Origin of the sequence: Comamonas antarctica, assembly GCF_013363755.1 — a bacterium.
Classification (GTDB): domain Bacteria; phylum Pseudomonadota; class Gammaproteobacteria; order Burkholderiales; family Burkholderiaceae_C; genus Comamonas; species Comamonas antarctica.
This window is the reverse complement of record NZ_CP054840.1, coordinates 2045400-2061019: the sequence shown is the minus strand read 5'-3', so window position 1 is coordinate 2061019 and position 15620 is coordinate 2045400. Positions and strand designations below refer to the sequence as shown.

The window sequence follows — 15620 nt, the reverse complement described above, 5'->3', positions numbered from 1 at the left end:
GCCGATTATGAACTTTGATCTCAAGGCACTGACCATCGCGGCAGCCGCCAATGAAAAATGTGACCTGCTGGTGTTGCTTGTCGCCGAGCCCACGCCCGCTGCGTCCGATCCTCTGTCCTCGCTCGTGGCCCTGGCCCTCAAGCATGGTGACTTGCAGACCGAAGCCGGCAAGTCGTTGTCGCTCTACCACCTTCCCGCCATTGCCGCGCGCCGCGTGCTGCTGGTCGGCGCGGGCGATGGCTCGGCCAAGGCGGTGCGCAAGGCACTGGCCGCAGTCGGCCCGGCGTTGACCGGGTCAGCGCTCAAGCGCGCCGTAGTGTGCTTCAGTTTCGATGTCCCTGCGCCGGCGCTGACCGCGGCCGTGCAGGTGCTCGCTGATGCCACCTACGTATTCTCCGCCACCAAACCCTCGGCCAAGCCCTGCAGCCTGGAAAAAGTGCTGTTCGGCGTTCCCGCCAAGGCGCCGCTGCAGTCGGCATTCGACTGCGGCGTGGCGCTGGCGCTGGGGCAGGGCGTGACGCGCGAGTGGGCCAACCGGCCGCCAAACCATGCGACCCCGACGCGCCTGGGCGAAGCCGCCAAGGCGCTGGCCAAGCTGCCCGGCATCGAGTGCAAGGTGCATGGTCCGGCCGAAGTCGAGAAGCTCGGCATGGGCGCGTTCCTTGCGGTGGCCCAGGGCTCGAACGAACCGCTGCGCCTGATCGAGCTGCACTACCGCGGCGGCGCCCGCAACGAGGCGCCCGTGGCACTGGTCGGCAAGGGCATCACCTTCGACACCGGCGGGATTTCGCTCAAGCCTGCGGCGGAAATGGACGAGATGAAGTTCGACATGGGCGGCGCGGCCAGCGTGCTGGGCGTGTTCCGCGCATTGGCCGAGCTGCGCCCCGCGATCAATGTGGTCGGCCTGATTCCCGCCTGCGAGAACATGCCCGATGGCCGTGCGGTCAAGCCTGGCGATGTGGTCACCAGCATGAGCGGCCAGACCATCGAGGTGCTCAATACCGACGCCGAGGGCCGGCTGGTGCTGTGCGATGCGCTGACCTACGTGGCGCGCTTCAAGCCCCGCGCCGTGATCGATATCGCCACCCTCACGGGCGCCTGCGTGGTGGCGCTGGGCGGCCTGCGCAGCGGCCTGTTCTCCAATGACGAGGCCCTGGCCCAGGCGCTGGAGAACGCCGGCGAAGCATCGCAGGACCTGTGCTGGCGCATGCCGCTCGACGACGAATATGCGGAAGGCCTGAAGAGCAACTTTGCCGATATGGGCAACGTGGCCGGCCGTGCGGGCGGCGCGGTGACGGCGGCCAAGTTCCTGCAGCGCTACGTCGGCGACATGGCATGGGCGCATCTGGACATCGCTGGCACGGCGTGGAAGGGCGGCACCGCCAAGGGTTCTACCGGACGTCCCGTGGGCCTGCTGGTGCATTACCTGCTGGACGCCGCCCAGACGGCGGCGCCGGCCAAGCCTGCCAAGCCGGCCAAGGCCGCGAAGCCGGCGAAGTCCGCCAAGGTACTGGCATCGCCCGATGCGGCAGCTGCGGTCAAGGCGGTCAAGGCCGTCACCGCCGAGGCCGAGGCGCCGGACGCTGCGTCCGGACCCCTGGTTTGAGCCAGTACAGCGCTCAGGCCATGACCGAAGTCGCCTTCCACTTCAATGCGCCGGACCGGCTGGCCTATGTCTGCCGCTTCGTGCGCAAGGCCATGCGCAATGACGTGCGCGTGGTGGTGACCGGACCGCAGGCGGTGACGCAGGCGCTGTCTTCCATGCTGTGGAAGATGCCGCCGACCGAGTTCCTGGCCCATGCCTGCGAGGGCGATGACGCGCAGGTGTTTGCGGCATCGCCCGTGGTGCTGGTGCAGGATGAGCGTTGCGCGCCGCACCGGGACCTGCTGCTCAACCTGTGGGAGCAGGTGCCCGCGCACTTCGCGCCGTTTGCGCGTGTGGTCGAGGTGGTCAGTGCGCACGACGAGCAGGACCGGGCGCAGGCCCGGCTGCGCTGGAAGCACTATGCGGGCCTGGGCCTGCCCATCGTGCGCCACGATCTGGTGTTGAAGGGGGCATGATGGGCTTTGCTGGCAAACCACCGCCGCGCTATGTGCCGACCTTGACCGAAGTGGTCAACGAGCCCGAGGCGCTCGCCATCGGGCCGGAGGCCGCGGTTCATCGCGCCGACCCGCTACCGGAGCCCGTGCCGGAGTGGGAATCCTCATCTGTGCCCGAGCAAGAACCATGGTCTGCGCCTCAGGCCGAGTTCGGGCCGGAGCCGGAACCCGAGCCTGAGCCCGAACCAGAGCTCGCACCGCCCGAATCCGCGGCGCCGCTGCGCGCTGCCGCGCCGGTGGTGCGTCCCGAGGCCGAGACCTGGCTCCATGCCGAGGAACTGCTGGTGCAGCGTCTGCTCGAACGCGTGGACCAGGTGCTCGATGAGAGGCTGCGCGAGACCATCGCCCAGGTGGTGCAGGCGCAGACGCGCTCGCTCACGCTGCGCCTGCAGGAGGAACTCGAGTCCGTGGTGCGCCAGACGGTGCAGGAGGCCGTGGCGCACGAGCGCCTGGAGCAGGGCGCCCGGGCCCGGGGTTGATGCACCGCCGCGCGCGCAGCCCGGCTGCGCGGCGCGGCGCTGGCTTCAGCGTGCCGCCAGCTGGAAGTCGGGGTTGACGATCTGCGTCGGCGCGCCGTTGATGAAGTTGACCACGTTGTCGAAGGCCGCGCCGAAATACAGCTCGTAGCTGTCCTGCTCGACATAACCCAGGTGCGGCGTGCAAATGCAGTTCTCCATGCGCAGCAGCGCGTGGCCCTGCAGGATGGGCTCGCTTTCAAACACATCGATGGCCGCCATGCCGGGACGGCCGCGCTGCAACGCCGCAACCAGCGCATCGGCCTCGATCAGCTCGGCGCGCGAGGTGTTGACCAGCAGCGCCGTGGGTTTCATCAGCGACAGATCGTTCAGCGTGATCATGTGCTCGGTGGCTTCGTTCAGGCGCAGGTGCAGCGAGACCACATCGCACTGGGCGAAGAAATCCTCGCGCGAGGTCGCGGCCTGGTAGCCGTCGGCCAGCGCCTGGGCGCGCGATGCATCCCGCCCCCAGACGCGCACGTTCATGCCGAATGCGCGGCCGTAACCGGCCACGATGCGGCCAATGCGCCCATAGCCCCAGATGCCCAGCGTGCGCCCGCGCAGTACATTGCCCAGGCCGAAGTTCGGCGGCATCGATGCGGCCTTGAAGCCTGACTGCTGCCAGGCACCATGCTTGAGGTTGGCGATGTACTGTGGCAGCCGGCGCATCGCGGCCATGATCAGCGCCCAGGTCAGCTCGGCGGGCGCGACCGGCGAGCTCACGCCTTCGGCGATGGCAATGCCGTGGTCGGTGCAGGCCTGCACGTCGATGTGGCTGCCGACCCGGCCAGTCTGGGCAATCAGCTTGAGCCGCGGAAGCTTCTCGATCAGCTGGCGCGTGATCGCCGTTCTGTCGCGGATCAGCACGATGATGTCCGCGTCGCGCAGCCGCACCGACAGCTGGCCCAGGCCCTTGACGCTGTTGGTATATACCTTGGCATTGAAGGCGTCCAGGCGGCTCGCGCACTGCAGTTTGCGTACAGCGTCTTGGTAGTCGTCCAGGATGACAATGTTCATGACGGGCTCCCAGCTCACAGGCTATGGGTAGGTGGTGGCGACCCGGGCCCGTGCCTGTGCGTGGCAGGCTGGCCCGGGGCTGAAAAGAGTGGAAGCAGGCGGCGTCGCCCGCGACCTGCATGCGTTTCGCCCGCCGCCGGCAGGCAATTTTCCGGATGGCCCATTGTCCCGCATGCGCTCAGGCCTTCACGCCGGCGACGCCATGGGCACGGCCTGAATCGCGGGGTTGATTGTTACAGATTGGCTGGGCATGTAGCAAGGCGTGTAATGGCCACTCATGGAGATGCGTATGACGCCACAGGATGCGGCGCGCGTGAGTGGCCGCCCGGCGCCTGGAGTTCACGGGTCGATGCCATATTGCGCGCGGAAAGCGGTCTCGAGATCTGCGCAGTCCTGCAGCGTGAGGTCGGCCCGCTTGCGGTCCTCGGGAGCGCGCGCGACTTCCTTGTTGCAGACCTTGATGGCTTCGCGCGCGACCCACTGCTCGTTGCCTTCGGGCGTGGACAGCAGCGAGCCGATCAGCATCAGCAGCGCAAATGCGCCTACCGGCAAGCCGATGAGCCAGGGCACGAGGCGGCTGCGCGCGGCGGGCGCCGCATGGATGGCGGGTTGTTTCCCGCACTGGGGGCAAGGCAGGCTGCTGTCGGCCAGTGCATGGCCGCAGGTGGGGCAGATAGGAGTGGGCATACCGCATTATGGGCGCAGCCCTCACGCTCCATGGCCGGCTTCAGGCAGCGGGCGCGTTGTTGCGCCGGTTGGTCCAGGAATCGACGATCAGCCGCTGGCCCATTTCATTGGCGCAGCGCAGGTGCAGCAGGATGCTGCCGCCCTTGCCGTCGTAGCGCACGGCCGAAGTGGTCAGCGGCTGGCCGCAGGAAAAGCAGGCGAAGCCATGTTCATGGGCTTGCAGGGGCAGGTCGGGAATGCGGGTGATATCGGCAACGTAGGTCATGTAATTCCTTGTGCCTTCCCTATCGGCCGTTGGCGCGCGTACTGTAGGGTGCTGGTTGCCGGGGCGCACGACACTCGATCCATAGGGTCACTTGCACACTCGCTGCGACGCGGCGCGCACACCGATAGAATTGACCCGGGACAATGCGCCATCGCCGGCGGTGTGCTATTTGGCGCGCAAGGTCCTGACTGCACTCCCCGCGCCCTGAATCAGCGCGGTTTTTTCTTGAGAGTGTTCAGATATTTCAGACAATCTTGAAAATTGTGCCTTCCTGCCGCAGACGGTCTGCACAGCGCACCTGATATGAGCCGAGTGATGACCTGATGACCAGTAGCCAGCCCCTTTACGACTTGGAACCCCTGCTGCACTTGATGCTGATCGGCGCGGTGATTGCACTGGCGCCGCTGGCCTGGGTCTGGTTTCGCAACCGCCAGCATGGCCCGGCCGAACGTCTGCTGGCACTGAGTGTCTTCACGCTGTTCCTGACCTTCGATCTGGTGATGTTCGGGGCGTTCACGCGCCTCACGGACTCGGGCCTGGGCTGCCCCGACTGGCCCGGTTGCTACGGCAACGCGAGCCCGCTGGGCGCGCATGTCGAAATCACGGCGGCGCAGACCGCGATGCCGACCGGGCCGGTGACCCATGGCAAGGCCTGGGTGGAGATGATCCACCGCTACCTCGCAACCGGAGTGGGCGTGCTGATCATTGCGCTGACGCTGCTGAGCTGGCGCCTGGCACGCAGGATGCCGCTGTCCGCGGGCCGCAGTCCGTGGTGGCCCACCGTGAGCCTGGTCTGGGTGTGCATCCAGGGAGCGTTCGGGGCGCTCACGGTGACCGAAAAACTGTTTCCTGCCATCGTGACCCTGCATCTGCTGGGCGGCACGGTGCTGCTGGCGCTGCTGTGCGTGCCCGCCGTGGCGCACGGCCTGGCCGTGCGGGGGCGCGCGCCCGAGCCGCTGGCCCCCTGGCTGCGCCGCGCCCTGGCTGGCGGCTTGGCGCTGCTGACGCTGCAGATCGCGCTCGGCGGCTGGGTCAGCACCAACTACGCGGTGCTCGCCTGCACCACCTTCCCGACCTGCCAGGGCAGCTGGTGGCCGGCAATGAATTTCTCCCAGGCATTCGAGATCTGGCGGCCGCTGGGCATGCTCAAGGATGGCAGCCATCTCGATTTCGAGGCCCTGACCGCCATCCATTACCTGCACCGCCTGGCCGCCTATGTCGTGGTGCCGGTGCTGGTGGCGCTGGTCTTTGCGCTGCGCCGCGGCCAGGCGCTTGCGCGCCAGCGCCGCTGGCTGGCCATCCTGCTGCTGCTGCAGGTGATGACCGGCTTGTCGAACGTTCTTTTTGACTGGCCGCTGCTTGCCGCCGTGCTGCACACCGGAGGCGCTGCGGCGCTGGTGGGCGTACTGGTCTGGAGCCTGGCGGCCAGCCGCACCTCTCGCGCGGACCCGGAGCTGCGCCAATCTCCCCCGAAGAAAGCCTTCGCTCGCGCATGACCACGGATACCCTGCTTTCCCCCGCTTCCCGCTTCTCCCAGTTCTACGCCCTGACCAAGCCCAGGGTGGTGCAGCTGATCGTGTTCTGCGCGCTGATCGGCATGGTGCTTGCCGTGCCCGGCTGGCCTTCGGCGCAGCAGTGGCTGCACATGGCGGTGTCGTGCATCGGCATCTGGCTGGTGGCGGCCGCGGCCGCGGCCTTCAACTGCCTGGTGGAAAAGCACATCGATGCGCGCATGCAGCGCACCTCGTGGCGTCCGACGGCGCGCGGCGAGCTGTCGAGTTCGCAGGCACTCGCATTTTCGGCCGCGCTGTGCACGGCGGGATCGGTCATCCTGTTCATCGGCAGCAATCCGCTGACGATGTGGCTCACACTCGCCACCTTTGTCGGCTATGCGGTCATCTATACCGTGGTGCTCAAGCCGCGCACGCCGCAGAACATCGTCATTGGCGGGGCTTCGGGCGCGATGCCGCCGGTGCTGGGCTGGGCCGCCATGACCGGTCAGGTCGGGCCCGAGGCCTTGATCCTGTTCCTGATCATCTTCCTCTGGACGCCGCCGCATTTCTGGGCACTGGCGCTGTACCGCGTGGAGGACTACCGCAAGTCGGGCCTGCCGATGCTGCCCGTGACGCATGGCAGCGAGCACACGCGGCTGCAGATCCTGCTCTACACGGTGGTGCTGTTTGCCGCCTGCCTGCTGCCCTTCCTCTACGGCATGAGTTCCTGGCTCTACCTCGCGGCCGCGGTGATCCTGGGCGCGGGATTCTGCGCCTACGCCTGGCGCCTGCGCCGCGCGTATTCGGACGCGCTGGCCTGGCGCACTTTCCGTTTCTCGCTGGTGCACCTGAGCCTGCTGTTCGCGGCGCTGCTGGTGGACCACTACCTGTTCTTCTGAGGAAGGCCACGCCATGGACACCCGCCTGCTGCTTCTGGTCGAGGATGACGACGCATTTGCGCGCACCCTGGCGCGCTCCTTCGAGCGGCGTGGCTACCAGGTGCTGCGCGCGGCCAGCGCCGATGAGGTCAAGGCCTTGCTGCAAGAGCACCGGCCCGGCTATGCGGTCATGGACTTGAAGCTCGCGGGCAATGCGTCGGGGCTCAACTGCATACAGATGCTGCATGAGCAAAACCCCGAGGCGCTGATCGTGGTGCTCACCGGCTATGCGAGCATCGCGACGGCCGTAGAGGCCGTGAAGCTGGGCGCCTGCCACTATCTGGCGAAGCCTTCGAACACGGACGATATCGAAGCCGCGTTCGGCCGCATCGCGGGCGACACCGAAGTCGAGCTGACGCAGCAGACCAGCTCGATCAAGACGCTGGAGTGGGAGCACATCCACGAGACGCTGGCCGAAACCGGCTTCAATATTTCCGAGGCCGCACGGCGCCTGGGCATGCACCGGCGCACGCTGGCGCGCAAGCTCGAGAAGCGCCAGGTGAAGTAAACGCTGGACCGGGGCGCGCGCTCAGTGCGGCGCGAGCATGATCGAGGCCAGCGGAAAGCGGATCGTCACCTCGGCGCCGCCGTCATCGCGGTTGCGTGCCGACGCCGTGCCTTCAAGCGAACGCGCGACATTGGTCACCAGGAACAGCCCGACGCCGCGGCCCGCGCGGTCGGTCTTGTTCGACTGCTGGTACTTGCCGAAATGGCGCAGGATCTCGGGCGCGAAACCAGTGCCGCGGTCCAGCACCGTGATCACCAGCTGGTCGTCCTCGCGGCGCAGGCGCATCTCGACCTCGTCGGCCGAGGCCTCGAGCGCGTTGTCCAGCACATTGCAGATCATCTGCTGCAAGGCGGTATCCGAGATGATGGGCAGGTCCTGCGCGATATCGTTGCGGTAGCGAAAGCGTCCCGGGTGGTGGGTTTCCTGCCACTGCGCGATCAGCCGGTCCATGAAACGGAACAAGGTGGTGGGCTGGGGCGCATCGGCGCGCGCCTCGCCCGCCGACAGCAGCACATTGCTCACGATGCTCTTGCAGCGCAGCAGTTGCTGCTGCATCTCATCGAGATCCTGCTGCAGCCCGGGCTGGCGCGTGATCTCGGGCATGCGCTGCCAGTCGCCCAGGATCACCGACATCGTGGCCAGCGGCGTGCCCAATTCATGCGCCGCGCCCGTGGCCAGCAGGCCCATGCGCACGATGTGTTCCTCTTCGCTGGCACGCTGGCGCATGTCGGCCAGGCGCGAGTCGCGCCGGCGCAGGTTGCCGACGATGCGCGTGAGAAAGATCACCAGCAGCACGGTGGTCAACACGAAGCAGGTCAGCAGTCCCATCACGTAGAGGTTGTGGTCGGGCTCGATGGCCAGCGGCCGCGAGGATCCGGCCAGGTCGATGGCGCACAGCGCGGTGATGACCGCGATCACCCAGGTGTAGGCCGTGGGCAGCAGCACCGCGCTGAGCACGGCCTGCAGCAGGAACAGGTAGACGAAGGGGTTGCTGGCGCCGCCGCTCAGGTACAGCTGCACCGACAGCGCGGCGACATCGGCGAGCAGCGCGCAGAACAGCCCGAGGCTGGTGACGTTGCGCCGGCGCCATTTGAACCAATACAGATAACCGAGGTTGGTGACGATCAGCGCCATCAGCACGGCGGTCATCTCGGGCAGCGGCAGCGGAATGTCCAGGCCGTAGTGCACGATGGCAATGGTCACGACCTGGCCGACCACGGCAAGCCAGCGCAGCTGTATCAGCAGCTGCATGTTCTTGCGTTCGGTGGTCAGGTCGACCTGGGACAGCGGATCGGAGGAGCGGGCGCGTAGGGGGCGATTCACCGCTGCGATTTTGCCGCAGCCGGTGAATCGGCCGCCCTACAAGGTCTTGGGCTCGGGCTGGCTGCGGCGCCGTTCCCAGCGCACCACCACGGCCGCGGCGACCAGTACCATGGCGGCCATGCCATACCAGGTCAGGGCATAGACCAGGTGGCTGTTGTGGAACGAGATCACGGTCATGCCCGGACGCGGCCAGGCCTGAGCGGCCACCGGCTGGCCGGGGCGGCCCGCATCGATGAAGTAGGGCGCGGCACGCTCCAGGCCCTGGGCCGCGGCAATGGCCGCGACATCGCGCGAATACCAGCGCTGCTGCGCGGCATCGTTGTCCCGCAGGAAACCGCCGCCCGGCTCGGCCATGCGCAGCAGGCCGGTGACGGTCTGGGGCGCGTCGCCCGCGCCGCTGCGGTCGGGCTGCCAGGCCTGGCGCTCGCCGGCGGGAATGAAGCCGCGGTTGACCAATGTCTGGCTGCCATCGGCGGCCTGCAGCGGCGTGAGCACCCAGAAGCCCGCGCCCAGCTCGGTGACGGCCTGCGCCAGCACCGTCTTTTGCGGCAGGAATTGCCCCGCCAGCGTCACGGGCAGGTATTCGTGCTGCTGCGCGTTGACCTGAGGCCACTCTGCTGGCGCAGGCGCGGCCACGGGCGCGGCGCGCACGCGCTCGTTGACACGCTCGATCAGGTCGAGCTTCCAGGCACGGCGCTGCAGCTGCCAGGTGCCCAGGCCCAGGAAGGAAACAAACAAGGCCACGCCCACGAATGCGAGCATGGCCTTGAGAGCAGTGGAGCGCGGACCCGCGGGTCCGGCGCTCGATGCTTTGGCTTCGGCAGTGGTCAAGGCTGCGGTGTCGTCGTGGCGGCAGGCGACATGTCGTGGTTGGGCATCATGTTGGCGTTCATGTGGAACATGACCCAAAGCGTGCCCGACAGCGCGATGACCACGAAGATGATGGTGAAGATCGTCGACAGCAGCGTCCAGCCGGCTTCGATCTTGCTGTCGATGTGCAGGAAATAGTACATGTGCACCAGGATCTGCACGATGGCAAATGCGCCGAGCACCAGCACCGCAGTGGCGCGGCCTTCGATGACCTTGGCCATGATCAGCCAGAACGGGATGGCCGTCAGGATCACCGACAGCACGAAGCCCGTCATGTAGCCGGAGAAGCTGCTGTGCGGGCCGACCTCGTGGTGGTGGTCGTCATGCGCGTCGTGCGCATGGCCGGCGTGGATGTCGTGTGCGCTCATTACAGCACTCCCATCAGGTAGACAAAGGTGAAGACGCCGATCCAGACCACGTCCAGAAAGTGCCAGAACATCGACAGGCACATCAGGCGGCGGTTGTTCTCGTGCGTCAGGCCATGCTTGTTGATCTGCAGCATCAGCACGACCAGCCAGATCAGGCCGAAGGTGACGTGCAGACCGTGGGTGCCGACCAGCGTGAAGAACGACGACAGGAAGGCGCTGCGGCCCGGGCCCGCGCCCTGGTGCAGCAGGTGCGAGAACTCATAGAGTTCCAGGCCCAGGAAGCACAGGCCCAGCACGCCGGTGACGGCCAGCCAGCCCAGCGTCGCGCCGACTTGCCTTTGCTGCTTCTTGAGCATCGCGAAGCCGAAGGTGATCGACGACAGCAGCAGGAAGGCGGTGTTCATCGCCACCAGCGGCAGGTCGAACAGGTCGGCGCCGGTCGGGCCGGCGGCGTAGCTGCGGCCCAGCACGCCATAGGTGGCAAACAGGGCAGCGAAGATGAGGCAGTCGCTCATCAGGTAGAGCCAGAAGCCCAGCGCCGTACCGTTGGCCGGGTGGGGTTCCTCGGCCAGGTGGTATTCGCGGGGTTCAATGGCGCCCGCGGCGCCAGCGTTCATGCGGAGTTCAGACATTGCGTGCAAGCAGTTCAGTGCGGGCATCTTCAGTCGCAGCAACTTCCGATGCTGGGATGTAGTAGTCGCGCTTGTAGTTGAAGGTATGGACGATGGAGATCAGCACGATGGCGGCAAACGACAGGCCGGCAACCACCCACATGTGCCAGATCATCGCGAAACCGAACAGCGTCGCCACCATGGCGATCACGAAGCCGGCACCGGTGTTCTTGGGCATGTGCAGCGCCTTGAAGCCCGTCAGGGGTCGCTTGTAGCCATGCTTCTTCATGTCCCACCACGCGTCGATCTCGTAGACCTGGGGCGTCATGGCGAAGTTGTAGTCAGGCGTGGGCGAAGCCGTCGACCATTCCAGCGTGCGCGCATCCCATGGGTCGCCCGTCAGGTCGCGCAGTGCCGCACGGTTGCGGAAGCTGACCCAAAGCTGCATCAGGAAGGCGGCAATGCCACCGGCGACGATCATCACGCCGACGAAGGAGATGTACAGCCAGATGTTGTACGACGCGTCCTCGAACACGTTGACGCGGCGCGTGGCGCCCATCAGGCCCAGCACGTACAGCGGCGTGAAGGTGACCCAGAAGCCGACCAGCCAGCACCAGAACGACACCTTGCCCCAGAACTCGTCGAGCATGAAGCCGAAGGCCTTGGGGAACCAGTAGTTGATGGCGGCAAACAAGCCGAACACCACGCCGCCGATGATGACGTTGTGGAAGTGGGCGATCAGGAACAGGCTGTTGTGCAGCACGAAGTCGGCCGGGGGAACGGCCAGCAGCACGCCGGTCATGCCGCCGACGGCAAACGTGGCCATGAAGCCCACGGTCCACATCATCGGCACGGTGAAGCGGATGCGGCCCTTGTACATCGTGAACAGCCAGTTGAAGATCTTCGCCCCGGTCGGGATGGAGATGATCATCGTGGTGATGCCGAAGAACGAGTTCACGCTCGCGCCCGAGCCCATGGTGAAGAAGTGGTGCAGCCACACCAGGTAGGACAGGATGGTGATCGCCACCGTCGCATACACCATCGAGGTGTAGCCGAACAGGCGCTTGCGGCTGAACGTGGCGGTGATTTCGGAGAAGATGCCGAAGGCCGGCAGGATCAGGATGTACACCTCGGGGTGGCCCCAGATCCAGATCAGGTTCACGTACAGCATGGCGTTGCCGCCCATGTCGTTGGTGAAGAAGTGCGTGCCCAGGTAGCGGTCGAGCGACAGCAGCAGCAGCGTGGCCGTCAGCACCGGGAAGGAGGCGACGATCAGCGCGTTGGTGCACAGCGAGGTCCAGACGAAGATCGGCATCTTCATCAGCGTCATGCCCGGAGCGCGCATCTTGACGATGGTCACCAGCAGGTTGATACCGGACAGCGTGGTGCCCACGCCGGCGATCTGCAGCGACCAGATGTAGTAGTCAAGCCCCACCCCCTCCGGGTTGTGCCCCAGATTGGACAGTGCCAGCCAGCCCGAGGTCGAGAACTCGCCGACGAACAGCGACACCATCACCAGGATGGCACCGGCGGTGGTCATCCAGAAGCTGAAGTTGTTCAGGAACGGGAAGGCCACGTCGCGCGCGCCGATCTGCAGCGGCACGATGTAGTTCATCAGGCCGGTGACCAGCGCCATCGCCACGAAGAAGATCATGATCGTGCCGTGGGCCGTGAAGATCTGGTCGTAGTGGTGCGGTGGCAGGAAGCCCAGGCCGTCGACGGTGGCGATGGCCTGCTGGGCACGCATCATCAGCGCGTCGGCAAAGCCGCGCAGCAGCATGACGATGCCGAGGATCATGTACATGATCCCGATCTTCTTGTGGTCGATGCTGCAGATCCAGTCGCGCCACAGCGGGCCCCAGAGCTTGAAGCGGGTCAGCAGCGCCAGCACTGCCAGGCCGCCGAGGATCACGCCGGCAAAGGTGGCCAGCAGGATGGGCTCGTGCAGCGGTATCGATTGCCAGCTCAACCGTCCGAAGATCAGTTGCGCTGTATCTAGTTGGTCAGACATAAAGGGTCTCTTGTGAGGTGGACAGCAAGGCCGGCAGGGCCGGCGTGCTGGCCACCGAATTGCTTATTGCTGGATGACGGCTTCGGTGGCGACGCCGGGTTCGAGCGCGGCCGTGATTTTCGCGGCGTCTTCGGTCGTGCAGATGTCGGCCGACAGGTTCAGGCCCTTGGCGCGCGCATAAGACTCGCCGCCGGCCTTGTCGATGGCCATCATGGTGTGCATGCACATCTGGCCTTCCTCGACACAGCGGTTCAGCACCGTGTGGTAGAGCTTGGGGTCGACATTGCCGTAGCGCTCGACCGGGTGGCGCTCGGTGGGCTTGGCCAGGTCGAGATAGGTCGTGCGGTCCAGCGTCTTGCCTTCGGCCTTGGCCTTGGCGATCCACTCGGCAAAGCCTTCGTTGCTCAGGCCGTGGAACTTGAACGTCATGCCGGAGAAGCCCGGGCCGCTGTAATGCGAGGACATGCCCTTGTAGACGCCTTCCTTGTTGATCACGGCGTTGAGCTCGGTCTGCATGCCGGGCATGGCATAGATCATGCCGGCCAGGTCAGGCACGTAGAACGCGTTCATGGTCGTGGTCGAGGTCAGCTTGAAGTGGATCGGGCGATCGACCGGTGCGGCAAGTTCGTTGACCGTGGCAATGCCTTGCTCGGGGTAGAAGAACAGCCACTTCCAGTCCATGGCCACGACTTCCACCGTCAGCGGCTGCACGTTCTCGGCCAGCGGGCGCGCATGGTCGATGCGGTCCAGGGGACGGTAGGGGTCGAGCTTGTGGGTGCTGATCCAGGTGATCGCGCCCAGGATGATCACGATGATCAGCGGTGCGGTCCAGATCACCAGTTCGAGCTTGGTCGAGTGGTGGAAGTCCGGATCGTATTCGGCTTCGGTGTTCGACTGGCGGTACTTCCAGGCAAAGAAGAACGTCAGCAGGATCACGGGAACGATGATCAGCAGCATCAGGAAGGTGGCCAGCATGACCAGATCACCTTGCTGCGCGGCGATATCGCCTGCGGGGTTGAGAACCACGGCGTTGCTGCAGCCGGTGAGGGCGGCGACAAGCGCGGTCGCTGTGAGCCACGCAGGCCCACGGATTTCCTTGGATTGAAGCATGTCATGGGCGCGCCGGAGCGCGCTTAGGTGTAAACGTGGAATTGGAACCAGCGTAAATGTAATAAAAAGGAGCAAATTGTCGATTGGACATTTTGTCCCACGTCAATACGTGGGTGTATTGCGCCATTCTTGGTGGATCAGCGGATTTCGATGTAGGCGGGTGAGCCGAAGCGATGTCGGCCGGCATCAGGCCGGCCGGAGGAAGCAGTCAATGGCGGGGCTGTAGTTCTTGGCTGACGCGCGCAGGCGCCAAAGCCGTACCAGGCTCTCTCATTGACCAGCGTAGAAACAGCTAGTCAATTGAATGGGAGGTATCTTCATGAGCGCAGCCAGTTACACAGCACCTTCCTCTGGGGGCTTCGAAAGTCCCGAATCCCTGTCGCGTGCCGACACGCACGAGGAGGTCACTCCCGGCGACATCGCGGTCGGCGTGACCATCGGCCGGACCTCGGAATATTTCGACTTCTTCGTGTTCGGCATTGCCTGCGTGCTGGTGTTTCCCGCATTGCTGTTTCCTTCTCTTTCGCGCATCGACGGCACGCTGGCATCGTTTGCGATCTTCTCGCTGGCCTTCATCGCGCGCCCGTTCGGCACCGCCATCTCCATGGCCATCCAGCGGCGCTGGGGCCGCGGCACCAAGCTGACCATTGCGCTGTTCCTGCTGGGCAGCTGCACCGTGGGCATGGCCTTCCTGCCGGGCTACGAACGGCTGGGCTTCTGGGCCATCGTGCTGTTTGCCACGCTGCGCATCGGCCAGGGCCTGGCGCTGGGCGGCACCTGGGACGGCCTGCCGTCGCTGCTGGCGATCTCGGCACCGCGCCAGCGCCGCGGCTGGTTCTCGATGGTGGGCCAGCTGGGCGCGCCCGTGGGCTTCTTCCTGGCCGCCGGCCTGTTTGCATTCGTGTACGCCCAGACCACGCCCGAGGAATTCCTCGCCTGGGGCTGGCGCTTCCCGTTCTTCGTGGCGTTTGCCATCAACGTCGTGGCCCTGTTTGCGCGCCTGCGCCTGGTCGTCGGCCAGCTGTACTCGCATCTGCTGACGGAAAACGTGCTCGAGCCGGTTAAGGTCAGCGAGGTGGTGCGCTCCGAGGGCCGCAATGTGGCGATCGGCGCATTCGCGGCACTGGCCAGCTTTGCGCTGTTCCACCTGGTGACGATTTTCCCGCTGTCGTATATCGAGCTGTATTCCGAGCAGCCGGTGGTCGATGTGTTGCGCGTGCAGATGCTGGGCGCGGTGCTGGCCGGCATTGCGATGGTGGGATCGGGCTGGCTGGCCGACCGCTTCGGCCGGCGCAATACGCTGGGCACGATGGCGGCGCTGATCTGCGTGTTCAGCTTCGTCGGCCCGGGCCTGCTGGGCAGCGGCCAGGCCGGCAACAACGCCTTCCTGCTGATCGGCTTCGTGCTGCTGGGCCTGTCCTACGGCCAGTCCTCGGGCACGGTGACGGCGAACTTCACGCCGCACTACCGCTATACCGGCGCGGCATTGTCGACCGACATGGCCTGGCTGGTGGGCGCGGCCTTCGCGCCGCTGGTGGCGCTGGCCGTGTCGGCGCGCTTCGGCCTGTTCGGCCTGGGCATCTACCTGCTGTCGGGCGGCATCTGCACCCTGGCGGCACTGGCCATCAACCGCGCGATCGAAGCCAGGGACAGCGAAAGCACTCCCTGAGCGTACGGGCCCGGCGCCGGCCGGCCCTGAACCAACGCCTGTCCGCGTCTCTTGCGCGGACAGGTTTTTTTTCGTCCGTTCTGCCGAATATGCGCGGGTTTCACATGGCAATGGCGGCTGCCGCTCAGCACAGCC

The 15620-nt window shown here is 65.9% G+C and carries 16 protein-coding genes; 7 read left to right on the top strand and 9 right to left on the bottom strand.

Annotation, left to right across the window (positions count from 1 at the left end; all coding sequences use genetic code 11):
• The first annotated feature begins 7 nt into the window (after nt 1–7).
• Genes HUK68_RS09795 through HUK68_RS09785 form a run of 3 tightly spaced genes read left to right on the top strand, consistent with a single transcriptional unit; the run spans nt 8 to nt 2579 of the window.
• Entirely contained in the window at nt 8–1606 is a 1599-nt protein-coding gene (locus tag HUK68_RS09795) for a leucyl aminopeptidase (protein WP_175504031.1), read from the top strand.
• Nucleotides 1607–1626: 20 nt separating this feature from the next.
• Nucleotides 1627–2061, top strand: coding sequence for a DNA polymerase III subunit chi (locus HUK68_RS09790; RefSeq protein WP_175504030.1), 435 nt, complete (start codon nt 1627–1629; stop codon nt 2059–2061).
• Nucleotides 2058–2579, top strand: coding sequence for a hypothetical protein (locus HUK68_RS09785; RefSeq protein WP_244146305.1), 522 nt, complete (start codon nt 2058–2060; stop codon nt 2577–2579). Before HUK68_RS09790 ends, HUK68_RS09785 begins: the two co-directional genes overlap by 4 nt.
• Nucleotides 2580–2624: 45 nt before the next feature.
• Here HUK68_RS09785 and HUK68_RS09780 read toward each other — a convergent pair whose 3' ends face one another.
• The 3 genes from HUK68_RS09780 to HUK68_RS09770 all read right to left on the bottom strand — a co-directional run bounded on the left by HUK68_RS09780 (nt 2625) and on the right by HUK68_RS09770 (nt 4584).
• Nucleotides 2625–3632 (bottom strand): D-2-hydroxyacid dehydrogenase family protein, encoded by a 1008-nt coding sequence (locus tag HUK68_RS09780; protein WP_175504029.1) that lies wholly within the window; start codon nt 3630–3632, stop codon nt 2625–2627.
• Nucleotides 3633–3971: 339 nt separating this feature from the next.
• On the bottom strand, nt 3972–4319 hold the full coding sequence (locus HUK68_RS09775; RefSeq protein WP_244146304.1) for a hypothetical protein: 348 nt from the start codon (nt 4317–4319) through the stop codon (nt 3972–3974).
• 40 nt (nt 4320–4359) lie between these two features.
• Nucleotides 4360–4584 (bottom strand): hypothetical protein, encoded by a 225-nt coding sequence (locus tag HUK68_RS09770; RefSeq protein ID WP_175504028.1) that lies wholly within the window; start codon nt 4582–4584, stop codon nt 4360–4362.
• A 323-nt stretch (nt 4585–4907) separates the two neighbouring features.
• On the opposite strand from HUK68_RS09770, the gene HUK68_RS09765 reads away from it, so the two are divergent.
• The 3 genes from HUK68_RS09765 to HUK68_RS09755 are packed head-to-tail and all read left to right on the top strand — an operon-like array spanning nt 4908 to nt 7523.
• Nucleotides 4908–6080, top strand: a complete 1173-nt coding sequence (locus HUK68_RS09765; protein WP_175504027.1) for a COX15/CtaA family protein — start codon at nt 4908–4910, stop codon at nt 6078–6080.
• Nucleotides 6077–6976 (top strand): heme o synthase, encoded by a 900-nt coding sequence (gene cyoE / locus HUK68_RS09760; protein WP_175504026.1) that lies wholly within the window; start codon nt 6077–6079, stop codon nt 6974–6976. Before HUK68_RS09765 ends, cyoE begins: the two co-directional genes overlap by 4 nt.
• A gap of 13 nt (nt 6977–6989) precedes the next feature.
• On the top strand, nt 6990–7523 hold the full coding sequence (locus HUK68_RS09755; RefSeq protein ID WP_175504025.1) for a response regulator transcription factor: 534 nt from the start codon (nt 6990–6992) through the stop codon (nt 7521–7523).
• A gap of 21 nt (nt 7524–7544) precedes the next feature.
• Here HUK68_RS09755 and HUK68_RS09750 read toward each other — a convergent pair whose 3' ends face one another.
• From HUK68_RS09750 to cyoA, 6 genes are all read right to left on the bottom strand, one after another.
• The gene (locus tag HUK68_RS09750; RefSeq protein WP_175505798.1) at nt 7545–8774 is read right to left on the bottom strand and encodes an ATP-binding protein; all 1230 of its coding nucleotides are present in this window, start codon (nt 8772–8774) and stop codon (nt 7545–7547) included.
• Between the two features lie 108 nt (nt 8775–8882).
• A complete protein-coding gene (locus tag HUK68_RS09745; RefSeq protein ID WP_175505797.1) occupies nt 8883–9608 on the bottom strand; it encodes an SURF1 family protein in 726 nt (241 codons plus the stop codon).
• Nucleotides 9609–9673: 65 nt separating this feature from the next.
• Nucleotides 9674–10084: a cytochrome o ubiquinol oxidase subunit IV gene (gene cyoD / locus HUK68_RS09740; protein WP_175504024.1), complete on the bottom strand. Its 411-nt coding sequence runs from the start codon at nt 10082–10084 to the stop codon at nt 9674–9676.
• On the bottom strand, nt 10084–10716 hold the full coding sequence (gene cyoC / locus HUK68_RS09735) for a cytochrome o ubiquinol oxidase subunit III (RefSeq protein WP_175504023.1): 633 nt from the start codon (nt 10714–10716) through the stop codon (nt 10084–10086). Before cyoC ends, cyoD begins: the two co-directional genes overlap by 1 nt.
• Nucleotides 10709–12706, bottom strand: coding sequence for a cytochrome o ubiquinol oxidase subunit I (gene cyoB / locus HUK68_RS09730; RefSeq protein WP_175504022.1), 1998 nt, complete (start codon nt 12704–12706; stop codon nt 10709–10711). Before cyoB ends, cyoC begins: the two co-directional genes overlap by 8 nt.
• Before the next feature lie 63 nt (nt 12707–12769).
• The gene (gene cyoA, locus HUK68_RS09725; RefSeq protein WP_175504021.1) at nt 12770–13816 is read right to left on the bottom strand and encodes a ubiquinol oxidase subunit II; all 1047 of its coding nucleotides are present in this window, start codon (nt 13814–13816) and stop codon (nt 12770–12772) included.
• Nucleotides 13817–14135: 319 nt separating this feature from the next.
• Here cyoA and HUK68_RS09720 point away from each other — a divergent pair, with 319 nt between their 5' ends.
• Nucleotides 14136–15485 carry an MFS transporter gene (locus tag HUK68_RS09720; RefSeq protein WP_175504020.1) on the top strand — a complete coding sequence of 450 codons (1350 nt, stop codon included), beginning with the start codon at nt 14136–14138 and terminating at the stop codon, nt 15483–15485.
• Nucleotides 15486–15620 lie beyond the last annotated feature (135 nt).

Bases quoted from the DNA above. Each gene is read 5' to 3' on its own strand.
- HUK68_RS09795 (WP_175504031.1), top strand. From the start codon at position 8: ATGAACTTTGATCTCAAGGCACTGACCATCGCGGCAGCCGCCAATGAA.
- HUK68_RS09790 (WP_175504030.1), top strand. From the start codon at position 1,627: ATGACCGAAGTCGCCTTCCACTTCAATGCGCCGGACCGGCTGGCCTAT.
- HUK68_RS09785 (WP_244146305.1), top strand. From the start codon at position 2,058: ATGATGGGCTTTGCTGGCAAACCACCGCCGCGCTATGTGCCGACCTTG.
- HUK68_RS09780 (WP_175504029.1), bottom strand. From the start codon at position 3,632: ATGAACATTGTCATCCTGGACGACTACCAAGACGCTGTACGCAAACTG.
- HUK68_RS09775 (WP_244146304.1), bottom strand. From the start codon at position 4,319: ATGCCCACTCCTATCTGCCCCACCTGCGGCCATGCACTGGCCGACAGC.
- HUK68_RS09770 (WP_175504028.1), bottom strand. From the start codon at position 4,584: ATGACCTACGTTGCCGATATCACCCGCATTCCCGACCTGCCCCTGCAA.
- HUK68_RS09765 (WP_175504027.1), top strand. From the start codon at position 4,908: ATGACCAGTAGCCAGCCCCTTTACGACTTGGAACCCCTGCTGCACTTG.
- cyoE (WP_175504026.1), top strand. From the start codon at position 6,077: ATGACCACGGATACCCTGCTTTCCCCCGCTTCCCGCTTCTCCCAGTTC.
- HUK68_RS09755 (WP_175504025.1), top strand. From the start codon at position 6,990: ATGGACACCCGCCTGCTGCTTCTGGTCGAGGATGACGACGCATTTGCG.
- HUK68_RS09750 (WP_175505798.1), bottom strand. From the start codon at position 8,774: ATGCAGCTGCTGATACAGCTGCGCTGGCTTGCCGTGGTCGGCCAGGTC.
- HUK68_RS09745 (WP_175505797.1), bottom strand. From the start codon at position 9,608: ATGCTCGCATTCGTGGGCGTGGCCTTGTTTGTTTCCTTCCTGGGCCTG.
- cyoD (WP_175504024.1), bottom strand. From the start codon at position 10,084: ATGAGCGCACACGACATCCACGCCGGCCATGCGCACGACGCGCATGAC.
- cyoC (WP_175504023.1), bottom strand. From the start codon at position 10,716: ATGTCTGAACTCCGCATGAACGCTGGCGCCGCGGGCGCCATTGAACCC.
- cyoB (WP_175504022.1), bottom strand. From the start codon at position 12,706: ATGTCTGACCAACTAGATACAGCGCAACTGATCTTCGGACGGTTGAGC.
- cyoA (WP_175504021.1), bottom strand. From the start codon at position 13,816: ATGCTTCAATCCAAGGAAATCCGTGGGCCTGCGTGGCTCACAGCGACC.
- HUK68_RS09720 (WP_175504020.1), top strand. From the start codon at position 14,136: ATGAGCGCAGCCAGTTACACAGCACCTTCCTCTGGGGGCTTCGAAAGT.